This is a genomic window from Kaistella sp., from assembly GCF_041824135.1.
Lineage (GTDB): Bacteria > Bacteroidota > Bacteroidia > Flavobacteriales > Weeksellaceae > Kaistella.
The window spans coordinates 1-17,382 of sequence record NZ_JBGZYM010000020.1 but is presented as its reverse complement, the minus strand read 5'-3'; the positions used below and the strand labels follow the sequence as shown (position 1 = coordinate 17,382).

General features: G+C 36.4%; 17 protein-coding genes. 6 read left to right on the top strand and 11 right to left on the bottom strand.

The features are described from left to right. Positions 1–87: 87 nt before the first annotated feature. Positions 88–870 (top strand): DUF4846 domain-containing protein, encoded by a 783-nt coding sequence (locus tag ACEYOS_RS02110; protein WP_373708428.1) that lies wholly within the window; start codon positions 88–90, stop codon positions 868–870. Between the two features lie 137 nt (positions 871–1,007). Next, positions 1,008–2,171, top strand: coding sequence for an MFS transporter (locus tag ACEYOS_RS02105; protein WP_373708427.1), 1,164 nt, complete (start codon positions 1,008–1,010; stop codon positions 2,169–2,171). A 126-nt stretch (positions 2,172–2,297) separates the two neighbouring features. Here the strand turns inward: ACEYOS_RS02105 and ACEYOS_RS02100 are convergent, their stop codons facing one another. From ACEYOS_RS02100 to ACEYOS_RS02055, 10 genes are all read right to left on the bottom strand, one after another. After that, on the bottom strand, positions 2,298–2,798 hold the full coding sequence (locus tag ACEYOS_RS02100; RefSeq protein WP_373708426.1) for a GreA/GreB family elongation factor: 501 nt from the start codon (positions 2,796–2,798) through the stop codon (positions 2,298–2,300). A gap of 123 nt (positions 2,799–2,921) precedes the next feature. After that, entirely contained in the window at positions 2,922–3,626 is a 705-nt protein-coding gene (locus ACEYOS_RS02095) for a DsbA family protein (protein ID WP_373708425.1), read from the bottom strand. 124 nt (positions 3,627–3,750) lie between these two features. Then, positions 3,751–4,677, bottom strand: coding sequence for an AEC family transporter (locus ACEYOS_RS02090; protein ID WP_373708424.1), 927 nt, complete (start codon positions 4,675–4,677; stop codon positions 3,751–3,753). A gap of 160 nt (positions 4,678–4,837) precedes the next feature. Then, the gene (pyrF, locus tag ACEYOS_RS02085; protein WP_373708423.1) at positions 4,838–6,196 is read right to left on the bottom strand and encodes an orotidine-5'-phosphate decarboxylase; all 1,359 of its coding nucleotides are present in this window, start codon (positions 6,194–6,196) and stop codon (positions 4,838–4,840) included. Between the two features lie 153 nt (positions 6,197–6,349). Further along, complete coding sequence (locus ACEYOS_RS02080; RefSeq protein ID WP_373708422.1) at positions 6,350–6,736, bottom strand: response regulator; 387 nt, start codon at positions 6,734–6,736, stop codon at positions 6,350–6,352. Then, complete coding sequence (locus tag ACEYOS_RS02075) at positions 6,729–7,298, bottom strand: chemotaxis protein CheB (RefSeq protein ID WP_373708421.1); 570 nt, start codon at positions 7,296–7,298, stop codon at positions 6,729–6,731. The genes ACEYOS_RS02080 and ACEYOS_RS02075 overlap by 8 nt, the downstream gene beginning before the upstream one ends. Continuing rightward, positions 7,299–8,120, bottom strand: coding sequence for a protein-glutamate O-methyltransferase CheR (locus ACEYOS_RS02070; protein ID WP_373708420.1), 822 nt, complete (start codon positions 8,118–8,120; stop codon positions 7,299–7,301). A 3-nt stretch (positions 8,121–8,123) separates the two neighbouring features. Continuing rightward, the gene (locus tag ACEYOS_RS02065; RefSeq protein ID WP_373708419.1) at positions 8,124–8,498 is read right to left on the bottom strand and encodes a PleD family two-component system response regulator; all 375 of its coding nucleotides are present in this window, start codon (positions 8,496–8,498) and stop codon (positions 8,124–8,126) included. Positions 8,499–8,508: 10 nt separating this feature from the next. Continuing rightward, a complete protein-coding gene (locus ACEYOS_RS02060; protein WP_373708418.1) occupies positions 8,509–12,090 on the bottom strand; it encodes a response regulator in 3,582 nt (1,193 codons plus the stop codon). A 4-nt stretch (positions 12,091–12,094) separates the two neighbouring features. Beyond that, the gene (locus ACEYOS_RS02055) at positions 12,095–13,225 is read right to left on the bottom strand and encodes an ATP-binding protein (protein ID WP_373708417.1); all 1,131 of its coding nucleotides are present in this window, start codon (positions 13,223–13,225) and stop codon (positions 12,095–12,097) included. A gap of 175 nt (positions 13,226–13,400) precedes the next feature. Between ACEYOS_RS02055 and ACEYOS_RS02050 the strand changes: the two genes are divergently transcribed. Further along, positions 13,401–14,951 carry a serine hydrolase gene (locus tag ACEYOS_RS02050; RefSeq protein ID WP_373708416.1) on the top strand — a complete coding sequence of 517 codons (1,551 nt, stop codon included), beginning with the start codon at positions 13,401–13,403 and terminating at the stop codon, positions 14,949–14,951. Positions 14,952–15,022: 71 nt separating this feature from the next. Here the strand turns inward: ACEYOS_RS02050 and ACEYOS_RS02045 are convergent, their stop codons facing one another. Continuing rightward, positions 15,023–15,499 carry a histidine phosphatase family protein gene (locus tag ACEYOS_RS02045; RefSeq protein ID WP_373708415.1) on the bottom strand — a complete coding sequence of 159 codons (477 nt, stop codon included), beginning with the start codon at positions 15,497–15,499 and terminating at the stop codon, positions 15,023–15,025. A gap of 191 nt (positions 15,500–15,690) precedes the next feature. Here ACEYOS_RS02045 and ruvX point away from each other — a divergent pair, with 191 nt between their 5' ends. From ruvX to ACEYOS_RS02030, 3 genes are read left to right on the top strand one after another with little or no spacing between them, the layout of a single operon-like run. Then, positions 15,691–16,107 carry a Holliday junction resolvase RuvX gene (ruvX, locus tag ACEYOS_RS02040; RefSeq protein WP_373708414.1) on the top strand — a complete coding sequence of 139 codons (417 nt, stop codon included), beginning with the start codon at positions 15,691–15,693 and terminating at the stop codon, positions 16,105–16,107. Continuing rightward, positions 16,104–16,676, top strand: a complete 573-nt coding sequence (gene def, locus ACEYOS_RS02035) for a peptide deformylase (protein WP_373708413.1) — start codon at positions 16,104–16,106, stop codon at positions 16,674–16,676. The genes ruvX and def overlap by 4 nt, the downstream gene beginning before the upstream one ends. 53 nt (positions 16,677–16,729) lie before the next feature. After that, on the top strand, positions 16,730–17,281 hold the full coding sequence (locus tag ACEYOS_RS02030; protein ID WP_373708412.1) for a DUF5606 domain-containing protein: 552 nt from the start codon (positions 16,730–16,732) through the stop codon (positions 17,279–17,281). Positions 17,282–17,382 lie beyond the last annotated feature (101 nt).

Genomic DNA, 17,382 nt, shown 5'->3' with positions numbered 1-17,382 from the left:
TGATTACTTGAAATATCGTTCCATTTGAAAAAGTTTTTGCTATTACTATTTTTCGTCGTTTTTCAAAATTCCTTTTCACAAATCTATGTGACTACACAACCTTTGGAGATTGATCAAACAAAATCTACGATCCGTACCCGCTTTAATCCTCCAAATGGATTTTCGTGGGTACAACAAGAACCTGGAAGTTTCAGTGAGTTTCTTTCGAACTTTCCCCTTCATCCGCCCAACTTGCCAGTACGGGATTTTACAGGAGTTCCAATAGAAGAGCAACAACATCATGTTGCGATTTTGAAAATTGATGTTGGTGAAAAAAACCTGCAACAGTGTGCAGATGCCTGGATCCGTTTATACGCAGAATATTTATGGCTCAATCAGCGGTTCGATGATATCGGATTTGAATTTACAAGCACGCAGTTTTTCGCCTGGGATGATTATAAAATCGGCTATCGCACCAAAGAAGTCAATAAGAAAGTAAGTTTTATCAACACCGGGAAATTTGATGATTCTTACGAAAGCTTCCAAAAATATTTAGAAGTGATTTTTCGATATGCAGGTACTATTTCTTTAGATGTCGAATCTGATCCTGTGAAAGATAATGCTTCTATCAAAGCTGGAGATTTCATCATCAAGCCCGGAAGTCCTGGTCATTCGGTGATTATTGTTGGTGTTGCCCGAAATGTAGCGGGTAAAAAATTGTATTTGCTGGCCGAAAGTTATATGCCAGCTCAGGATATTCATATTTTGGTCAATCATAAAAATCCGAAACTTTCACCTTGGTATGAACTTGATGTGAATGCGCCTCAAACCGTTACTGCTAAATATATTTTCAAACCGACTTCTATCAAAAGATTTCATGCGCTTCCTTAATTTTTGAGGTGTATTTAAAAAAAGCAATAGACCCTATCATTTTTGCAATTAGAGAAAGCGATGAATAAAGTAAGTTATTATTTGTAGAGAAGTTTTAGTTTTGCACTCTGTTAAGAAATAGCTCTACAGACCATTCTATGAAAAATCAATTACCCAATTCCTTACTCTATCTTTTAAGTGTTTCAGCAGGTTTGGTCGTGGCGAATTTGTATTACAATCAACCGTTGCTGCACGATATTGCTTTAAGTTTAAATGTGAGCGATTCAAAAGTGAGCAACGTTGCTCTTTCGACTCAGATCGGGTATGCTTTGGGATTGCTGTTTATTATTCCGTTGGGAGATAAAGTGAATAATCTGAAAATTATCAGACTTAACTTTTTAATTCTGGTGCTTTCACTGTTGGGAGCGGCCCTTTCGCAGTCTTTATCCTTACTAATATTCAGTAGTTTTTTAATAGGCTTTACGTCCACACTTCCACAATTATTTGTGCCGATGGTTGCGCATCTCAGTAATAATGAAGGCCGCGGTCGTGCTATTGGAATTGTAATGAGCGGACTTTTAATCGGGATTTTAGGAAGTCGGGTTTTGAGTGGTTTAGTCGGCGAATATTTTGGATGGCGAAGCGTTTTCTATGGTGCAGCGGCTTTAATGACCATGTTATTCTTTTTATTAAATGCTAAACTGCCAGTCATTCAACCAAAATTTGGCGAAAGTTATGTGAAGTTAATGAAATCGCTTTGGTTTTATTTAAAGACCGAACCAACTTTGAGATTGGCAACTTTACGAGGAGCTTTAGCGTTTGGAAGTTTAAGTGCGTTCTGGACCACTTTCGTTTTTCTGATGGAAGATTCTTTTGGCTACGGAAGTGCAATCGCGGGAGGATTTGGTTTGTTCGGAATTGCGGGCGCTTTGGGTGCAACCGTTGTTGGAAAATTGAACAACCGCGTTAAGAAAAGTAAACTGATCATCTTTGGAGCGATCTTAATTATCGCATCGTGGTTGATATTTCTAGTTTCGTCTCATTCAATCATTGGATTAATTATCGGAGTTGTGCTGATTGATTTAGGGGTCCAAGGCGTTCATATTACCAATCAAAATATCGTTTTTTCTAAAAATACAGAGGCTAGAAATAGGGTGAATACCATTTACATGGTCGGCTTTTTTATCGGCGGTGCAGCGGGAACAAGCTTCGGCTCACTGGCTTGGAATTACTTTGGCTGGACTGGCGTTTCTGTTGTAGGCTTAGTTTTCTCTGGAATTATTTTGATTGTACAATTGTTGACCAATAAGAAGACGATTTAAAATAAGTAGATTAAATTTTTCTTTCAAGTTTTCAAGATGACACCTATTTAAAATGATTCTGCATAGAATTGATCTGCTCAATAACAAATTCTGCGAGAGCAAAAATTTTGTTTGATTCAAACATCTTCAATACTCAATCTTTAAAATCTCAAAAGTATTTTTCTTTTCACCCAAGTTTAGAATAGCCTGTTCACCCACTTTTTTATGCATCAATGCTTTGGCTAAGGGCGTAATAAAAGATATTTTCTTTTCTGAGATATTAGCTTCATCAACGCCAACAACTTGAAAAGTCTGGGTCGAATTGTTCGCTGTATTTTTGAAAGTAACTTTCGCGCCAATATGAATTTCGTCTTGCGGTAATTTGGTCGGGTCGATTATTTTCGCTGAATTAATTCTTTCATTTAATAATTGCAGTTTCGCATTGATATGATTAAATGAAATTCGGTATTCTTTTTCTTGTGATGCATCTAAGTTTTCCTGTTCACGCAATAATATTTCTTTTTCTTCCAGTAACGAATCCAGTCCGTTTTGGGTGACGAAATTTTCCGTTCCAGTTGGTAGATCGGCTCTGGGCGGAACTAAAGGAACTTCTTCCTGATCATCTTCTTTTACAAATCCTCTGCTCATAATTGTTTTGATTTAATGTTTATTAATGCAACTTTTAGACCTTGATTTCTACTGAATTCAATGCAAAAAAAAAACTTCTGAAATCAGCGACTTCAGAAGTTTTAAATTTTATTGAACTTTTAATTAATCACAATTGCCATCAATATCACAACTTTCACCGCTGTAGATGATTTGCAAACCTTTGTCTCCAGCCGAAAACTCTTTCCACGAACTTTCTAAAACATCGGTAAATGCTGCCGGAGGTTGCGCTCCAGAAACTCCGTATTTATCATTAATCACAAAAAACGGAACACCACTAATTCCCATTTGACGCGCCAACATCATATCGCGTGTGACTTCCATTCCCAAATCATCAGACACCAAAGCTTCTTTGATTTCTTCTTCGGTTAAAGAAACAGACTTTCCTAATTCAATTAAAGTCGCTTCATCATCAATGTTTTTTCCATCGACGAGTTGTGCTTTAAATAATGCTTCTTCCGTTTCGTTGGCTACATTTTTTGTCGCAGCCAGTTGCAGTAAAAGATGCGCACGATAAGAATTCGCAACTTTCTGATGGTCGAAATTAAAATCTATTCCAGCACCTTTTCCAGCATTGTAAACGTTTTCATACATTGCTTTTGCCTCATCTGCAGAAACTCCTTTTGCTTCAGAGAAATAGTCCAAGGAACTTTTTTCAGGTTGTGTTTTTAATTCTGGATCCAGTTGGAAACTATGCCAGGTTACTTCAATTTTGTCCTTGTCTGGAAACTGTTCCAAAGCCTTTTCAAAATTCTTTTTTCCAACATAACAAAACGGACAACGAATGTCGCTCCAAATATCTACTTTCATAACTTTAAATTTTTAAGAATAACAAAGATACAAATCTTAAAATCTGTAATCCTTGACTTATGATAGGAAGAGATTTTTTACTTTTTTTGAAGTGAAGAAATTTTATAACTAAAGATGGAGAAATTTACATGCCCAACACTCCAGCATATTTCATCACCAAATACCATAAAGTTAAAGTCAGAAATGATAGCGGAATTCCGACACCAAGGATCAGATTACAGAATTTAGGTTCTAACCGATGAGCTGAGGCGATTATTGCTGCGGTAACCATTGGTCCCATCGCAGATTCTAGAAACGATATCTCAATCATTTCTCCCCGCTGTTTTAAGATCAGAAAATAGAGAGTGAAAATAAAAGTTGGAAATAAAATAAGTTTAAATAAAAGACCCCAAAATAAAGGTTTTGAATCATGATCTAATTTTTGCCAGCGGAGTTGACTTCCCACCGAAACCAACGCAAGTGGAACCGTTGTTGCGCCTAATTTAGCAAACACTTCATCAATTTGTACTGGAATAGCAACACTAAAAATGTTTAAAATAACGGCAATCACAAAAGCGATAAATGGTGGAAATTTTAAAATTTTTTGGATGATTTGGGTGATTCCGATTTTATCACCTGAATAAAAGCTGGCAATCGTGATTCCTAACGTAGAAAGCGCGACAAAAGAACCAGGCTGATCAACAAGCATTACTGTTTTTAAACCGCTTTCGCCATACAAAGATTGAATGACCGGAATACCCACGAAAGAAGTATTCCCGAAACCGGCGCACATAATCAAAGCGCCAATTAATGATTTTGACCAGTTCATTTTCTTGCCTAAAAAGCTAAAAAATAAAACTGCTAAAATAATATTCAACCAAGGAACCATCACTGGAAATAGCACTTGGAAGTTCAATGCGATTTTAGGAATATAATAAAGTGATAAGGCGGAAAGAGAAATATTAATTACAAAAGAGTTCAAAGCAAGATGTCCATTTTCTGGAAACAGCTTGGTTTTCCGCAGAAAAAACCCCAGAAATAAGCAGAGAAAAAGTAAAATTATATTCGACAAATTTTAATTTTATTAAGATGTTGATTTGACTTTGAAAAGCAAGAATATTGCTATAATATCAAAACTCCCGCAAATTAAGCAGATGGTGCAGATTTTTTTTATTAACCTGTGTCATCTACAAAATGTGCGAGAGATTATTTTTTATGAAATGAAGAACGGTTTACAAACTCGCTTCGTAAGCATTCCAGCCTGCGATCTTATAAGTTAAGGCCGCTTTTTCTGCATCTTGAGATTTATAAATGCCACGTCCTACAATGATGAAGTCAGTTTCTAACTGTTCAAAAGCGTATTCTGGTGTATTGTATTGTTGACCTTTATCGTCGCCAGCTTCAGCTAAGTTAATTCCAGGCGTGAATAGGAGTAATTCGTTGGGTGTTTTGTTTTGTGAAACTCCGCCAAACACATTGGGATGGGAAAGTGCGATTTTCGTTGCTGCTTCACGGTAATCAGAATTTGTTAAAGTTCCTTTGGATGACATGCCCAAAATGGCAACAACTCCTACATTTCGGAAACAGTTGAGCGATTCATAACCTGCAATTACCTGTGCGGTCACAAAGTCAGCCCAATTTGAAATCTTGTAAATTCCATAAGCAAACTGCAGTTCCTGAGTGTTCCCGATGTCTGCAAATTTGCGGTCTTCCATTAAAAGGAAATTATATTTGGTCGCCAGATCTTTCAATGGTAAAATTGTAGCATCAGGATCGAAGTCCATCAAAATATCCATGTGCGTTTTCAGCGCAACAATATGAGGACCTACTTTTTCGGCTAGAGCTAATAATTCTTGAGTTGAAGTAACATCTGCGGAAACAATAAGATTTGATCTTTTCTCAATTGCGATCTCCAATAACTTTTGCGCCACAGAATGGTCGCAAATATCTAATTTTTCTTCGTAAGAAATTCTTTTCTCTTCTTCAAATTTGACAACATTTCCGGCTAAGAAATCGTTGATTCTCTCGACTTCCTCATCCGTTAAATGGCCTTCATCTTTCAAGATTTTGCAAACATCAGAAATAGTGAAAAGAGAATGGACCCGGAAACCTTTGTTTTCCAACATTTCTCTACCGCCTTGTTGTCTGTCTAAAACAACGACAATATCAGAAACCGTAATTCCTTCGTTTTCAATTTCAGGAATAGTTTCAAGCAAAGAAGCTCCAGAAGTAATTACATCTTCTACTAAAAGACAGTTTTGACCAGGAGTATAAATACCTTCGAGTATTTTTTTGGTACCGTATTGTTTGGCTTCTTTCCGTTTGATGATCAAAGGAAGATAACTTTCCAGAGACATCGCTGTAGCCATCGGAAGTGCCGCATAAGGAACGCCACAAATCAGATCGAAATTATCTAACGGAAGCATATCCAACAAATAATTAGCGAGCAATTTTAGGATTTTAGGATCAGAAGCAAGCGGACGTAAATCCACGTAAAAAGGGCTTTCGATTCCCGATTTCAGGGTAAATCTCCCAAACTTAATGATGCCGAGCTTATAACACTCCAGAAAAAATTCTTTCTTAGTTTCCATGTACTTTTTACTTTATCACAAAGTTAAGATTTTATGGCAAATTCGAAGATAGATAAAAGGTTAATAAATGCTAAAAGTAGATTACTTTGATTTCGTGTTTTTTTAAAAATGCTATTGGACAATGAATAATTTTTCAATGATTTAAATTATCGGTTAGCAACCAATATATTTACACACTATTTCCTCAAAATGATCGATGTCGAAAGGTTTAGCAATAAAATCGTCAGCTTGTGCTTCAGCGGCTAATTCGCTGATATTACTGTTCGCCGAGAAATAAATGACAGGTATATTTTTTAATTCTTCGTTGGCTTTTATCAATCTGGTCGCTTCAATTCCGCTGATATCTGGCAACCAGTTATCCATGAAAATAAGATCTGGCAAAAATTCTTTAACCTGCTGTTCAATTCCGTTGGTAGTCGGCGATGTTTTTACCTGAAATCCGATATCCTTTAAAATTTCGGTACACAACTCCAGAATTTCCAGATTGTCATCAAAAATAAATACTTTTTTACTCGCTTTTAGAGCAACTTGGTCAGTCATTTTGTAATTGGTTTATATAATTCGCCATTTCTTTCGGGTCCAGAATTGCGTCGATCGCGACGTGCTCCATTGCGTATTCTGGCATAAAAGGGACAATTGCAGATCCTGGATTTTGAATGATTGCCCGGCCGCCGTATTTTTTAACAGTCTGCAAACCAGAAGTGCCATCGCTGTTCGCACCAGAAAGCAGCAAACATACGAGATTTTCCTCAAATACCTGTGCGGCACTTTCGAAAGTAACATCAATGGAAGGTCTGGAAAAGTTAACTTTTTCAGAAGCATCGAGTGAAAATGTTTGATTGTTTTCAATCAGTAAATGATAATTTGGAGGCGCAATATAGATGGTAGAAGCCATCATCCTTTCTTTTTCTTCGAGGTCTTTTACCTTCAATTTTGTTTTGGTACTCAACACGTTGGTTAACAAGCTTTCTTTTCCTGATTTTCGATGAAGTACAATAATAATAGGAAATGGAAGCGTAGGATTGATGTCGGGCAATACCTGTATAAGCACGTCCAGACTGCCGGCGGATCCGCCTATAATCAATGCTTCACAATTATTCATTTATTGAATTTTACGCCAAATTTTAGCGTTATCTAATCTTTCGAAATTTTTAGAAACTGGAGAGAAATCCAGCGTTTCTTTAGTGCCCAAAGCAAGATAGCCAAATTTTTCTAAACTATTATCAAATAATTCGAACACTTTTGTTTGCAAAGGTCTGTCAAAATAAATAATAACATTTCTGCATAAAATCAATTGAAACTCATTAAAGGAATTATCTGAAACCAAATTGTGCGTAGAAAAAATAATTTTGGTTTTCAGATCGTCTTTCAGTTTTCCGAGCGAATAGTTGGCGGTGTAATAATCAGAGAATTGTTCACTTCCTCCCGCTGCAATATAATTTTCGGTATATAACTGAATTTTGTTCATGGGAATCATAGACTGTGCGGCGTTTTCTAAAACTGCACTGTTGATGTCTGTGGCATAAATCAGCGACTTGTGAAGAAGGTTGAGTTCCTTTAAAAAAATAGCAACAGAGTAGGCTTCTTCGCCGGTACTGCAGCCGGCAATCCAAATTCGGATAAAAGGGTAGGTTCCTAATCTGGGAAGAATATCATTCCTCAAAGTTTTGTAAAACTCCGGATCTCTGAACATTTCGGTAACGTTGATGGTTACCTGTTCTAAAAATCTTTTAAAGTAAGCGGGTTCGGTTCTAATTTTATATCGGTATTCAGCAAAACTTACAAAGCCGTCTAAAGCATAGAGTCGCAGAATTCTGCGCTTTACAGAAGCACGAGAATATCCCGTGAAATCGTAACCATACACTTCCAGGACATCTGAAAGTAGGGTTTCGACATATTCATCACTGTGTTCCGTTGAATTCACTTTTTAATCGATTAATTGGTTGAGTAGTAGAAGAAGTTCATCTACATCTACCGGTTTTGATATATAGCCATCTGCACCAGCTTCCATGCACTTTTCCCGATCGCCAGTCATAGCTTGTGCAGTAATCGCAATAACCGGAATATTTTTGAGCTGATGGTCGCTTTTCATTTTTTCGATCGCTTCATAGCCGTCCATTTCAGGCATCATCATATCCATGAGAACCACGCCAACATTTTTATTGGATGAAAGCATTTTCAATCCCTGATGCGCACTCAAGGCAGAAATACACTGGAATTTTTTTGCTTTCAGCACAGCGCTGAGCGCAAATATATTTTTACTGTCATCATCGATGATGAGGATCTCTTTTTCGTTGTTCATAAACTGAATTTTAGATTTTGTCGTATAACCAAACTCTTAACAAAGAAACCATTTGATCAATATCTACTGGTTTTGAAATATAATCTGAAGCACCTACGGCAATACACTTCTCGCGATCTCCCATCATTGCTTTTGAAGTCACTGCCAAAACGGGTAGGTTTTTAAACTGTGATGAGCTTCTAATCTCACGAATAGTTTCGTAGCCGTCCATTTCAGGCATCATCATATCCATTAAGACGATATCGATTTCGGAATTTTCTTTTAAAATTTTTAGGGCTTCTTTTCCATCCATAGCAGGAATTATTTTCATTCCCTGAATTTCCAGCGCCTTGGTTAGTGAAAAAATATTACGAACATCATCGTCTGCGAGCAATACGGTTTTATTGTTTAAGATATTTCTTAACTCTCCATGATTTTCAAAATTTCCGATCTTATCCCCTTTTTTCTTCTGTTTTTCTTCAACAAGATGTAGGAATAATCCAGCTTCATCCAAGATACGCTGATAAGAATACGCCGTTTTCACGACAATCGAATCTGCATATTTTTTAATTCGGTTTTCTTCACCTTGCGAAAGACTTTTACCGGTAAACACGATAATAGGAAGTTGCTCAAGTCCTTTATTCTGTTTGATGGTTTCCAGAGTGTCGTAAGCATTTTTACCTGGCATTCCCATGTCTAGAATTACACAGTCTATTTCCTGTTTTTGTAATGCGTCGATACTTTCTGAAACATTGCTCACGATATCGGTGCTGATGCTGTTGGCACTTAAGAAATAACTTAGAGCCTTGGCATGTTGTTCATTTTCTTCTACGATCAAAACCTTTTTAGGCGAACGGTTCATCGCATTTTCAAGTTTCTTAAAAACTTCCTGCATTTGCTCCAGAGCGAAAGGTTTATTGATAAAATCCACCGCACCTCTTAATAAACTTTCCTGTTTAAATTTCATGGAGGACATAATATGAACAGGAATTGGTTTTGTTTCTGGATTCGTTTTCAACGCTTCCATCACTTGCCAACCATCCATAATTGGCAACTGAATATCGAGTAAAATGGCAATCGGTTTATAATGTTGAGCCAGTTCAATCCCGACATCACCGCGAACGGCAGCAATTACTTTGTAACCTTTCTTTCTCGCGAAATCCATCAGTATTTTGGCGAACGGTGTATCATCTTCAATGATTAAAATAATTTTATCTCCTTCTACAATATGGTCGCGATCATCCTGAATTGGTTGCGGAATATGTTCTGCAATAAAACGTTCTGGCTGCTTTGCTATTTCAACAACAGGATAGACAATATTCTGAGCTGATGGTTGCCATTCTTCTATGGCTCCTTCTGTAATATGAACGGGCACAGTAAGTGTAAATTCACTACCAACGCCTTCTTTACTTGTCAACTCAATTTCGCCACCTAACAATCGTGCTAGTTCCCGACTGATAGAAAGTCCTAAACCGGTTCCGCCATATTTTCGCTGGGTAGATCCGTCCGCTTGTTGAAAAGCTTCGAAAACCATACGCAGTTTTTCTTTGGCGATACCAATGCCGGTATCAATTACTTTAAAGCGAATTTTTTCCTTGGTATCATCATTTTCGATTTTCAAAGTGATGCTTCCCTGCGAGGTAAACTTAATGGCATTAGAAAGTAAGTTTTTCAATACTTGCTCGATCCGCAGTTTATCGGTGTGCAAAAATTTTGAAGTTTCAGACTCAATTTCAATATTTAGAGCAAGATCTTTTTGCTTAGCCATTGGATTAAACAGCATTTTCATATCCGCAGCAATTTCCTCTAAAGGAACCTCGCTGATTTCCAAAGTCATTTTTCCAGATTCAATTTTAGAAAGATCCAAAATCTCGTCAATGAGTGTTAATAAACCTTGTCCCGAGCTTTGCATTACCGAAGCATATTCCACATAGGTTTCATCCAGATCATCACTTTCTGTCATCAATTTAGAAAGTAATAATATAGAATTAAGCGGCGTTCGTAACTCATGGGACATATTGGCCAGGAATTCTGATTTGTATTTGGTGCTTTGCTCTAACTCCATTGATTTCTGCTGAATTGAAGCATTGCGTTCTTCAATCAGTACATTTTTTTCCTCTAATAAACCGGTCCTTTCTTCCAGTTCCTGATTGCTCTGCATCAGTTCTTCCTGCTGTACGCGTAGTTCTTCCTCGGAGGCGAGCAGTTTCTGCGATTGAGCTTCCAGTTCTTCATTGATGTTTTCCAGTTCTGCATGCTGAGTCTGAAGTTCTTCCGACTGTGCCTGAGTTTCCTCTAACAAGTCCTGCATTTTAATTCTGCTTTGTGCACCATAAAATGCTAAACCGATATTCCCGGCTACTGCGTGAAGAAATTCTAACTGCAAAGGTGAATAATCGCCTATAGTTCCTAATTCGATTACTCCCAACGGAACATTATATCTTGTAATTGGAATGGCAATAATGTTTTTCGGTTTGGTACTTCCAGTTGCGTAACTAATGGTCGCTTCGTTATCTGGAATATTGGATAGCACTATTTGCTTTCTTGATTTAAAGGCTTCACCAGCGATTCCTTCACCAATTTTAAGTGTTTTTTTAGTGTCATTGCCGACCATTGCGTAGCTTCCTGTTAAATGAAGTCTATTGTCATCGTCTTGTAAATAAATCGCGGCAATCATACTTTGGGTCTTTCCAATGATCCCTTCCAGAATATCGTCCGCCAATTTTTGTATACTTTTTTCACCCATCATACGGTCATTCAACTTTGAAATAGAAGAGCTTAACCATTCTTTTTCCTCTAAGGAATTAAAGGAGTTTTGAAGTGATTGAGCCATCTTATTCAGCGATTCTGCCACGCTGCCAAGGTTTTTCTTAGCATTTTGATCTAATAGAATATTATAATCACCAGCTGAAATTTGGGAAGTCACTTTTTCAATAGCAGAAAGTCGGTTTTCACTTTCTTCATTCTTATGTTCTAATTCTTCGGTCAACTTATTTTTTTCATCAAAATCCAGAGAAACTTTACGGAAGAATATAAGGGTAATTGCTATTGCAAGTAAGGCCGAAAAGATAATAAGCAATGGCGTGTAAGAGGCCATTTCATCCAGTGTTTCTGTACGGGATTTAAGAATGGACTGTTCCTCGGTTTGCATATTATCAACCAACCTGCGGATTTCATCCATGTACTCCTTACCGGCTAGAAGTTGGTCTGTAGTAACGTCATTTTTAGATTTCTTTTCACCTAAATTTTGATCTAATATTCTGAGACGTTTCTCAACATTAAGTTTTAATTTTTCAAAATTTTCACTTTGTGTTTTGGTATCTGTAAATTCGCCAGCGAGATCATTGATTGAAACGGATATTTTTGATTTTGCCTTGGTATAAGGATCCAGAAAAACTTGATCTCCTGTGAGTAAATATCCTCTCTGACCAGTTTCAGCGTCTTTGACTAATGAGAACACATGATCTAAATCCTTAATAATACGATTGCTGTTTCGAACCATGTGCGAACTGTCAATCAGATTTCTAATACTGAAGTAAGACGCAAAAGCACTTATTAATAAAAGGATCATGGATAGACCCAGGCCAAAAAGTAGATTTCTTTTAAAAGTCATAATGTTAGTTATTTAATATACCGTTTGCAGGATGAGTCGGTATTTGAAAATAGAATTCAGATCCTTCATTAGGGATGCTGTTTGCTCCAATAATTCCGTTGTGTCGTTCAATTATTTCCTGACATATATATAATCCTATGCCAAGACCTTGAAATCTGGCTGAAGTTTCTTCTATTCTGTAGAATTTCTCGAAGACTTTCTGCTGGTGTTCCTCCGACATTCCAATGCCGAAATCACGCACAGAAAAATAAATTTCGTCGTTGCGCATTTCAGTGGTGATGTGAATTTCTTTACCATCAGGCGCATATTTTATGGCGTTGGTTATAAAGTTAATAATCACCTGCTCGATGCGCATTTCGTCGGCGTAAACATCCGCTTCAAAGTCCCCCTTTTTCAAAATTCTTACTTGGGGATTTGATTGCTGCATAACCTCGATGATATGCTCCAATAAGTCATCAAACGCAAAGTATTTTTTATTAAACTTCAGTTTCCCGCTTTCAATTTTTGAGATATCTAAAAGATCGGCAATCAATAAATTTAATTTTTCAATTTGATTCTGCACTTTATGTAACCGAAGTCTAATGGTTTCTTTATCGTTTTTATCCAAACTTCTTTCCAGTAATTGAATATATCCTTTGATACTGGTCATCGGCGTTTTTAACTCATGACTCGCTATGCTGATGAATTCATCTTTTTTTCGTTCGGCCTCTTTTCGAAATTCAATTTCTGCCCGTAAAGCGATTTGCATTTCGTTCAGGGCGCGACTTTGCTCGTAAATACGGTAAAATGTTTTTACTTTTAGCAGAAGAATATTCATATCAACTGGCTTGCTGATATAATCCAAACCACCAGATGAATAACCTTTAGTGATGAGGTTGATATTTGCTGTGGCGGCAGAAAGAAAAATAATCGCTGTTTCTTTTGCCTTGCTGTACCCCGAAATTGCTTCGGCAACTTCAAAGCCGTCCATGCCAGGCATCTGAACATCCAGGATGATTAGAACGTAAGATTTTTTAAGAATTTTTTTTAATGCCTCTTCTCCTGAAGATGCGGTATCTACCTCGAAATCATTTTTTTCAAGCACTTTCTGTAAGGAAATTATATTTTCCGGAGAATCATCGACAATTAAAATCATTTAATCAATTTAAATTTAAACACAAAAGATAACAAATATAACATTTTTAAGAATGTTGACAATAGTAAAATGCGACTTCCTGGCAGTTAAACCTGTAGTAAGCTTAGCATAAGAACTTCAGTAGAATGATGAAATATTTCTAAAATTATCTATCTTCGTGCAAATCAAAAATTCAATGAAAACAAAACTTTCACTTCTCTTTATCTTTATTTCCTTCTTTGCTTTTTCGCAGATGGAGGAAAAGAAACTCGACGAACTCATTCAAAATACTTTAAAAACTTTCGATGTTCCCGGAATGTCGGTTGGAGTTATAAAAGATGGAAAAGTAATTTATTCAAAAGGGTTTGGTGTAAGATCACTTACCAATAATCAAAAGATGACCGATGAAACTTTAGTGGGAATCGCTTCTAATTCAAAAGGTTTTACAGCAACTGCACTGGCAATGTTAGCTGATGAAGGTAAATTAAAGTTTGAAGATAAAGTGTCCAAATATATTCCTGAATTTCAAATGAATGATGCTTATGTTTCTCAGGAAGTAACCATCAAAGATTTAATTACGCACCGTGCCGGACTTGGTTTAGGTCAAGGCGATCTGATGTTTTTTCCAGAAGGTGGACCGTTAACTGTGAATGACATTATACACAACGTGAGATATCTAAAACCAGAAAATTCATTTCGTAGTAATTTAGATTATAATAATATTATGTTCATAGTTGCTGGTGAAGTGATTCATAGAGTTTCCGGACTTTCTTGGGCAGAATTTATTGAAAAGAAAATCTTAAAACCAGTTGGAATGACGTCCAGTTACGGAAGTTATAACAGAGCGAAAGCGGCTAACGTTCCAAACATCATTGATGCTCACGCGCCAGTTGATGGGAAAGTTGTCGCCGTTCCACATGACTGGAATGAAACTGGAAATGCAGCCGGTGGAATTATGAGTAACATTAAAGATATGAACATTTGGGCAGAATTTTTAATGAATGGCTTTACCACCAAAGACGGTAAGAAGCTCGTGACCGATAAACAAATTCAGCAATTGTGGAATCTGCAGATCTCTACGCCTGTTGCTTTAAAAAATCCGTACGACACGAATTTTAATGGATATGGATTAGGTTGGTTTGTAACCGATGTAAAAGGTCACAAACAGGTTTATCATACGGGTGGATTAATTGGAACGGTGACGCAGTTCACTTTAATTCCAGACATGAAGTTAGGGATCGTAGTATTGACCAATCAACAAAGTGGCGCGGCCTTCAGTGCAATTACCAACACTATTAAAGATTCTTATTTAGGAGTTGCAGATAGAAACTGGCTAAAAACCTATGGCGATAGAATGTCTAAAATAAACGACGAATATGCAAAAGGAAAGAAAGAAATTTTTGCAAAATCGGATACTTTTAAAAAAGATAAAAACAGCCAAATCAAAAGTGAGCAAATTGTAGGAACTTATACCGATCCATGGTTTGGTGATGTTATGATTTCAAAAGAAGGAAACAGTTTCCGAATTTTTTGTAAGAATTCTCCGAGATTAAAAGGGGAGTTGTTGCCGTATTCACCTAATGTAATGATCGCAAAATGGGATGATAGAAGTTACGATGCAGATGCGTTTGTTAATTTTAATTTAGATGAAAACGGAAAAGCGGAAGGAATGAAATTAAAGCCAATTTCTGATATCACGGACTTTAGCTTTGATTTTGAAGATCTGGATTTACAGAGAACAAAATAAGCTGATCATTTAGCAATGAAAAACCTCACCAATTTATTTTGATGAGTTTTTTTTTTGTGTTTAAAGTCTGGTTAAATTTTCTTTGGTTCATAAAAGAAAATCAACTTCTTTTTTGCATCGTGAAAATCGGACCAGGAGTTGCAGTCAATCTGAAAACCTGCCACGCCGCAAGTTGGGAACATAAACATAATGTCTGACATGCTGTTGGCGAAGTTGGAAATTCCGTTGTTGTGAGAAAACATGGCGACCTTATTTAAAGAATCATCTAAACCAAGAGTAATATTTTCGAAATTGGTATCAGACGCATTGTAAAGTTTTGGTATCGTCTCAATTTCTATTTGATATTCTTTATTGAAAATTTCACAGGTTGTTAAAGCCCGTAAGGCTGGACTCGAAAAGAATTTGTCGATTTCGATATTGTTGTTTTTTAAGAAGTGAGACATCTTTTCGGCATCGTGCAATCCTTTTTCGGCTAGAGGCCGATCGAAATCTTCTGTATTTTCTGGCCAATCACTTTTAGCGTGTCTTACGAGAATTAATGTCTTCATGCTGAATTCTTTAAAACATTAAAATTATAAATTATTTTAATAAGAACTTGCATAAAATTTAAAGTTGATCAAATTCATTTTAACTCAATAGAATAATATTTGATCTACAATAAGGAATGTATCAGATTCTGAAAAAGAAATATTAACATGCTGAAAACCATTTCAACAAAATTTTATTAAATTTGCACACGATGTCACAAATATTAGCAATTGATTATGGAAGAGCCCGGTGCGGTATTGCAGTCACCGATGATATGCAAATCATTGCAAGCGGTTTGGATACTGTGCCTACAAAAGATATATTTGTATTTTTAAAAAAGTACTTTATTGAAAACAAGGTAGAACAAATCGTAGTAGGACTTCCCACAGATTTAAAGGGAAATCTTAATGACGTAGAAGTTCATATTTTAAAGTTTATAGACAAGTTTAAATCCGAATTTCCGACCGTTGGAGTTGATCGTTTTGATGAACGGTTCACCTCTAAGATGGCCTCTTTTTTTATCTCTCAAAGTGGAAAGACCAAGAAGAAAAGAGAAGAAAAAGGATTGATTGATAAAGTAAGTGCAACGATTATATTGCAAAATTATTTAGAGCAAAAACAAAGATGATATTACCGATAAGAGCATTTGGAGATGCTATTTTAAGAAAACATTGCCACGAGATCGATAAAGATTATCCCGAGCTGAAAACCTTTGTTGCGAACATGTTCGAAACCATGGATAGCGCTAATGGCATTGGGTTGGCTGCACCGCAAGTTGGTTTGGATATTCGACTTTTTGTAGTTGATGTTTCCCCGTTGGCGGATGATGAGGATTACGAAGATATTGCTGATGAACTTAGAAATTTTAAAAAAGTTTTCATTAACGCTACAATTCTGGAAGAAAGTGGTGAAGAATGGAAATTCAATGAAGGTTGTCTGTCGATTCCAGATGTTCGCGAAGATGTGAAAAGAAAAGAAACGATCGTTATCGAATATTATGACGAAAATTTCGTTAAACATACCGACACTTTTTCCGACATGCGCGCCAGAGTTATTCAGCATGAATACGATCACATCGAAGGGATTTTGTTCACCGATCATTTAAGTTCTTTAAAGAAAAAATTAGTCAAAGGAAAATTAGCGAAGATTTCGCAGGGAGATGTTTCTGTGAATTATAAGATGAGATTTCCTAAATAGATCCAATTTAATTTGGACCCAAAAATATTTAAATTCAAAAAAATAATAATAAAATGCAGTTAGAAAAGATAATTTCAATTTCCGGGAAACCAGGACTTTACAAGTTGATTTCGCAGTTGAAAAATGGTTTCATTATCGAAGATGTGTTAACCAAGAAAAAAGTAAGTATTTCTAATTCTTCACAAGTAAGTCTGCTTGACAATATTGCGATGTTTACTTTCGACAAAGAAGTTCCTTTGTTTGAAGTTTTCGAAAACGTTGCAAAAAACAGTGAGTATAAAGAAACGATTTCTCACAAATCAACTGATGCAGAATTGAGAGAATTTATGACTGTTTCTCTACCTGATTACGATCATGAAAGAGTGTATGTTTCTGACATCAAAAAACTGGCACAATGGTATAATATTCTTCACAAAGCGGGATACATCACTCCAGACAGTTTTGTTAAGTCTGAAGAATCAGCGACAGAAGAGCCTTCAATTACAGATCAAATTGATTCTAAAAAAGGTGCTACTAAAGCTGAAAAAACAACGTCTCCAAAAGCAAAAGCTTCAACGTCGTCTGCGAAAGGAGCGCCGAAAAGTACGCACCGAAAAATGGGATAAATTCCTTTTATCTTATATAATTACCTTGTCAAATTTCAAAATATTGACAAGGTTTTTTTATTTAAAGTAAATTTGTATCTATCATCTATCATCTATCATCT

Excerpts from the sequence above, each read along its gene's own strand:
- ACEYOS_RS02105 (WP_373708427.1), top strand. The coding sequence starts at position 1,008 with ATGAAAAATCAATTACCCAATTCCTTACTCTATCTTTTAAGTGTTTCA.
- ACEYOS_RS02100 (WP_373708426.1), bottom strand. The coding sequence starts at position 2,798 with ATGAGCAGAGGATTTGTAAAAGAAGATGATCAGGAAGAAGTTCCTTTA.
- ACEYOS_RS02095 (WP_373708425.1), bottom strand. The coding sequence starts at position 3,626 with ATGAAAGTAGATATTTGGAGCGACATTCGTTGTCCGTTTTGTTATGTT.
- pyrF (WP_373708423.1), bottom strand. The coding sequence starts at position 6,196 with ATGGAAACTAAGAAAGAATTTTTTCTGGAGTGTTATAAGCTCGGCATC.
- ACEYOS_RS02080 (WP_373708422.1), bottom strand. The coding sequence starts at position 6,736 with ATGACTGACCAAGTTGCTCTAAAAGCGAGTAAAAAAGTATTTATTTTT.
- ACEYOS_RS02075 (WP_373708421.1), bottom strand. The coding sequence starts at position 7,298 with ATGAATAATTGTGAAGCATTGATTATAGGCGGATCCGCCGGCAGTCTG.
- ACEYOS_RS02065 (WP_373708419.1), bottom strand. The coding sequence starts at position 8,498 with ATGAACAACGAAAAAGAGATCCTCATCATCGATGATGACAGTAAAAAT.
- ACEYOS_RS02060 (WP_373708418.1), bottom strand. The coding sequence starts at position 12,090 with ATGACTTTTAAAAGAAATCTACTTTTTGGCCTGGGTCTATCCATGATC.
- ACEYOS_RS02055 (WP_373708417.1), bottom strand. The coding sequence starts at position 13,225 with ATGATTTTAATTGTCGATGATTCTCCGGAAAATATAATTTCCTTACAG.
- ACEYOS_RS02050 (WP_373708416.1), top strand. The coding sequence starts at position 13,401 with ATGAAAACAAAACTTTCACTTCTCTTTATCTTTATTTCCTTCTTTGCT.
- ACEYOS_RS02045 (WP_373708415.1), bottom strand. The coding sequence starts at position 15,499 with ATGAAGACATTAATTCTCGTAAGACACGCTAAAAGTGATTGGCCAGAA.
- ruvX (WP_373708414.1), top strand. The coding sequence starts at position 15,691 with ATGTCACAAATATTAGCAATTGATTATGGAAGAGCCCGGTGCGGTATT.
- def (WP_373708413.1), top strand. The coding sequence starts at position 16,104 with ATGATATTACCGATAAGAGCATTTGGAGATGCTATTTTAAGAAAACAT.
- ACEYOS_RS02030 (WP_373708412.1), top strand. The coding sequence starts at position 16,730 with ATGCAGTTAGAAAAGATAATTTCAATTTCCGGGAAACCAGGACTTTAC.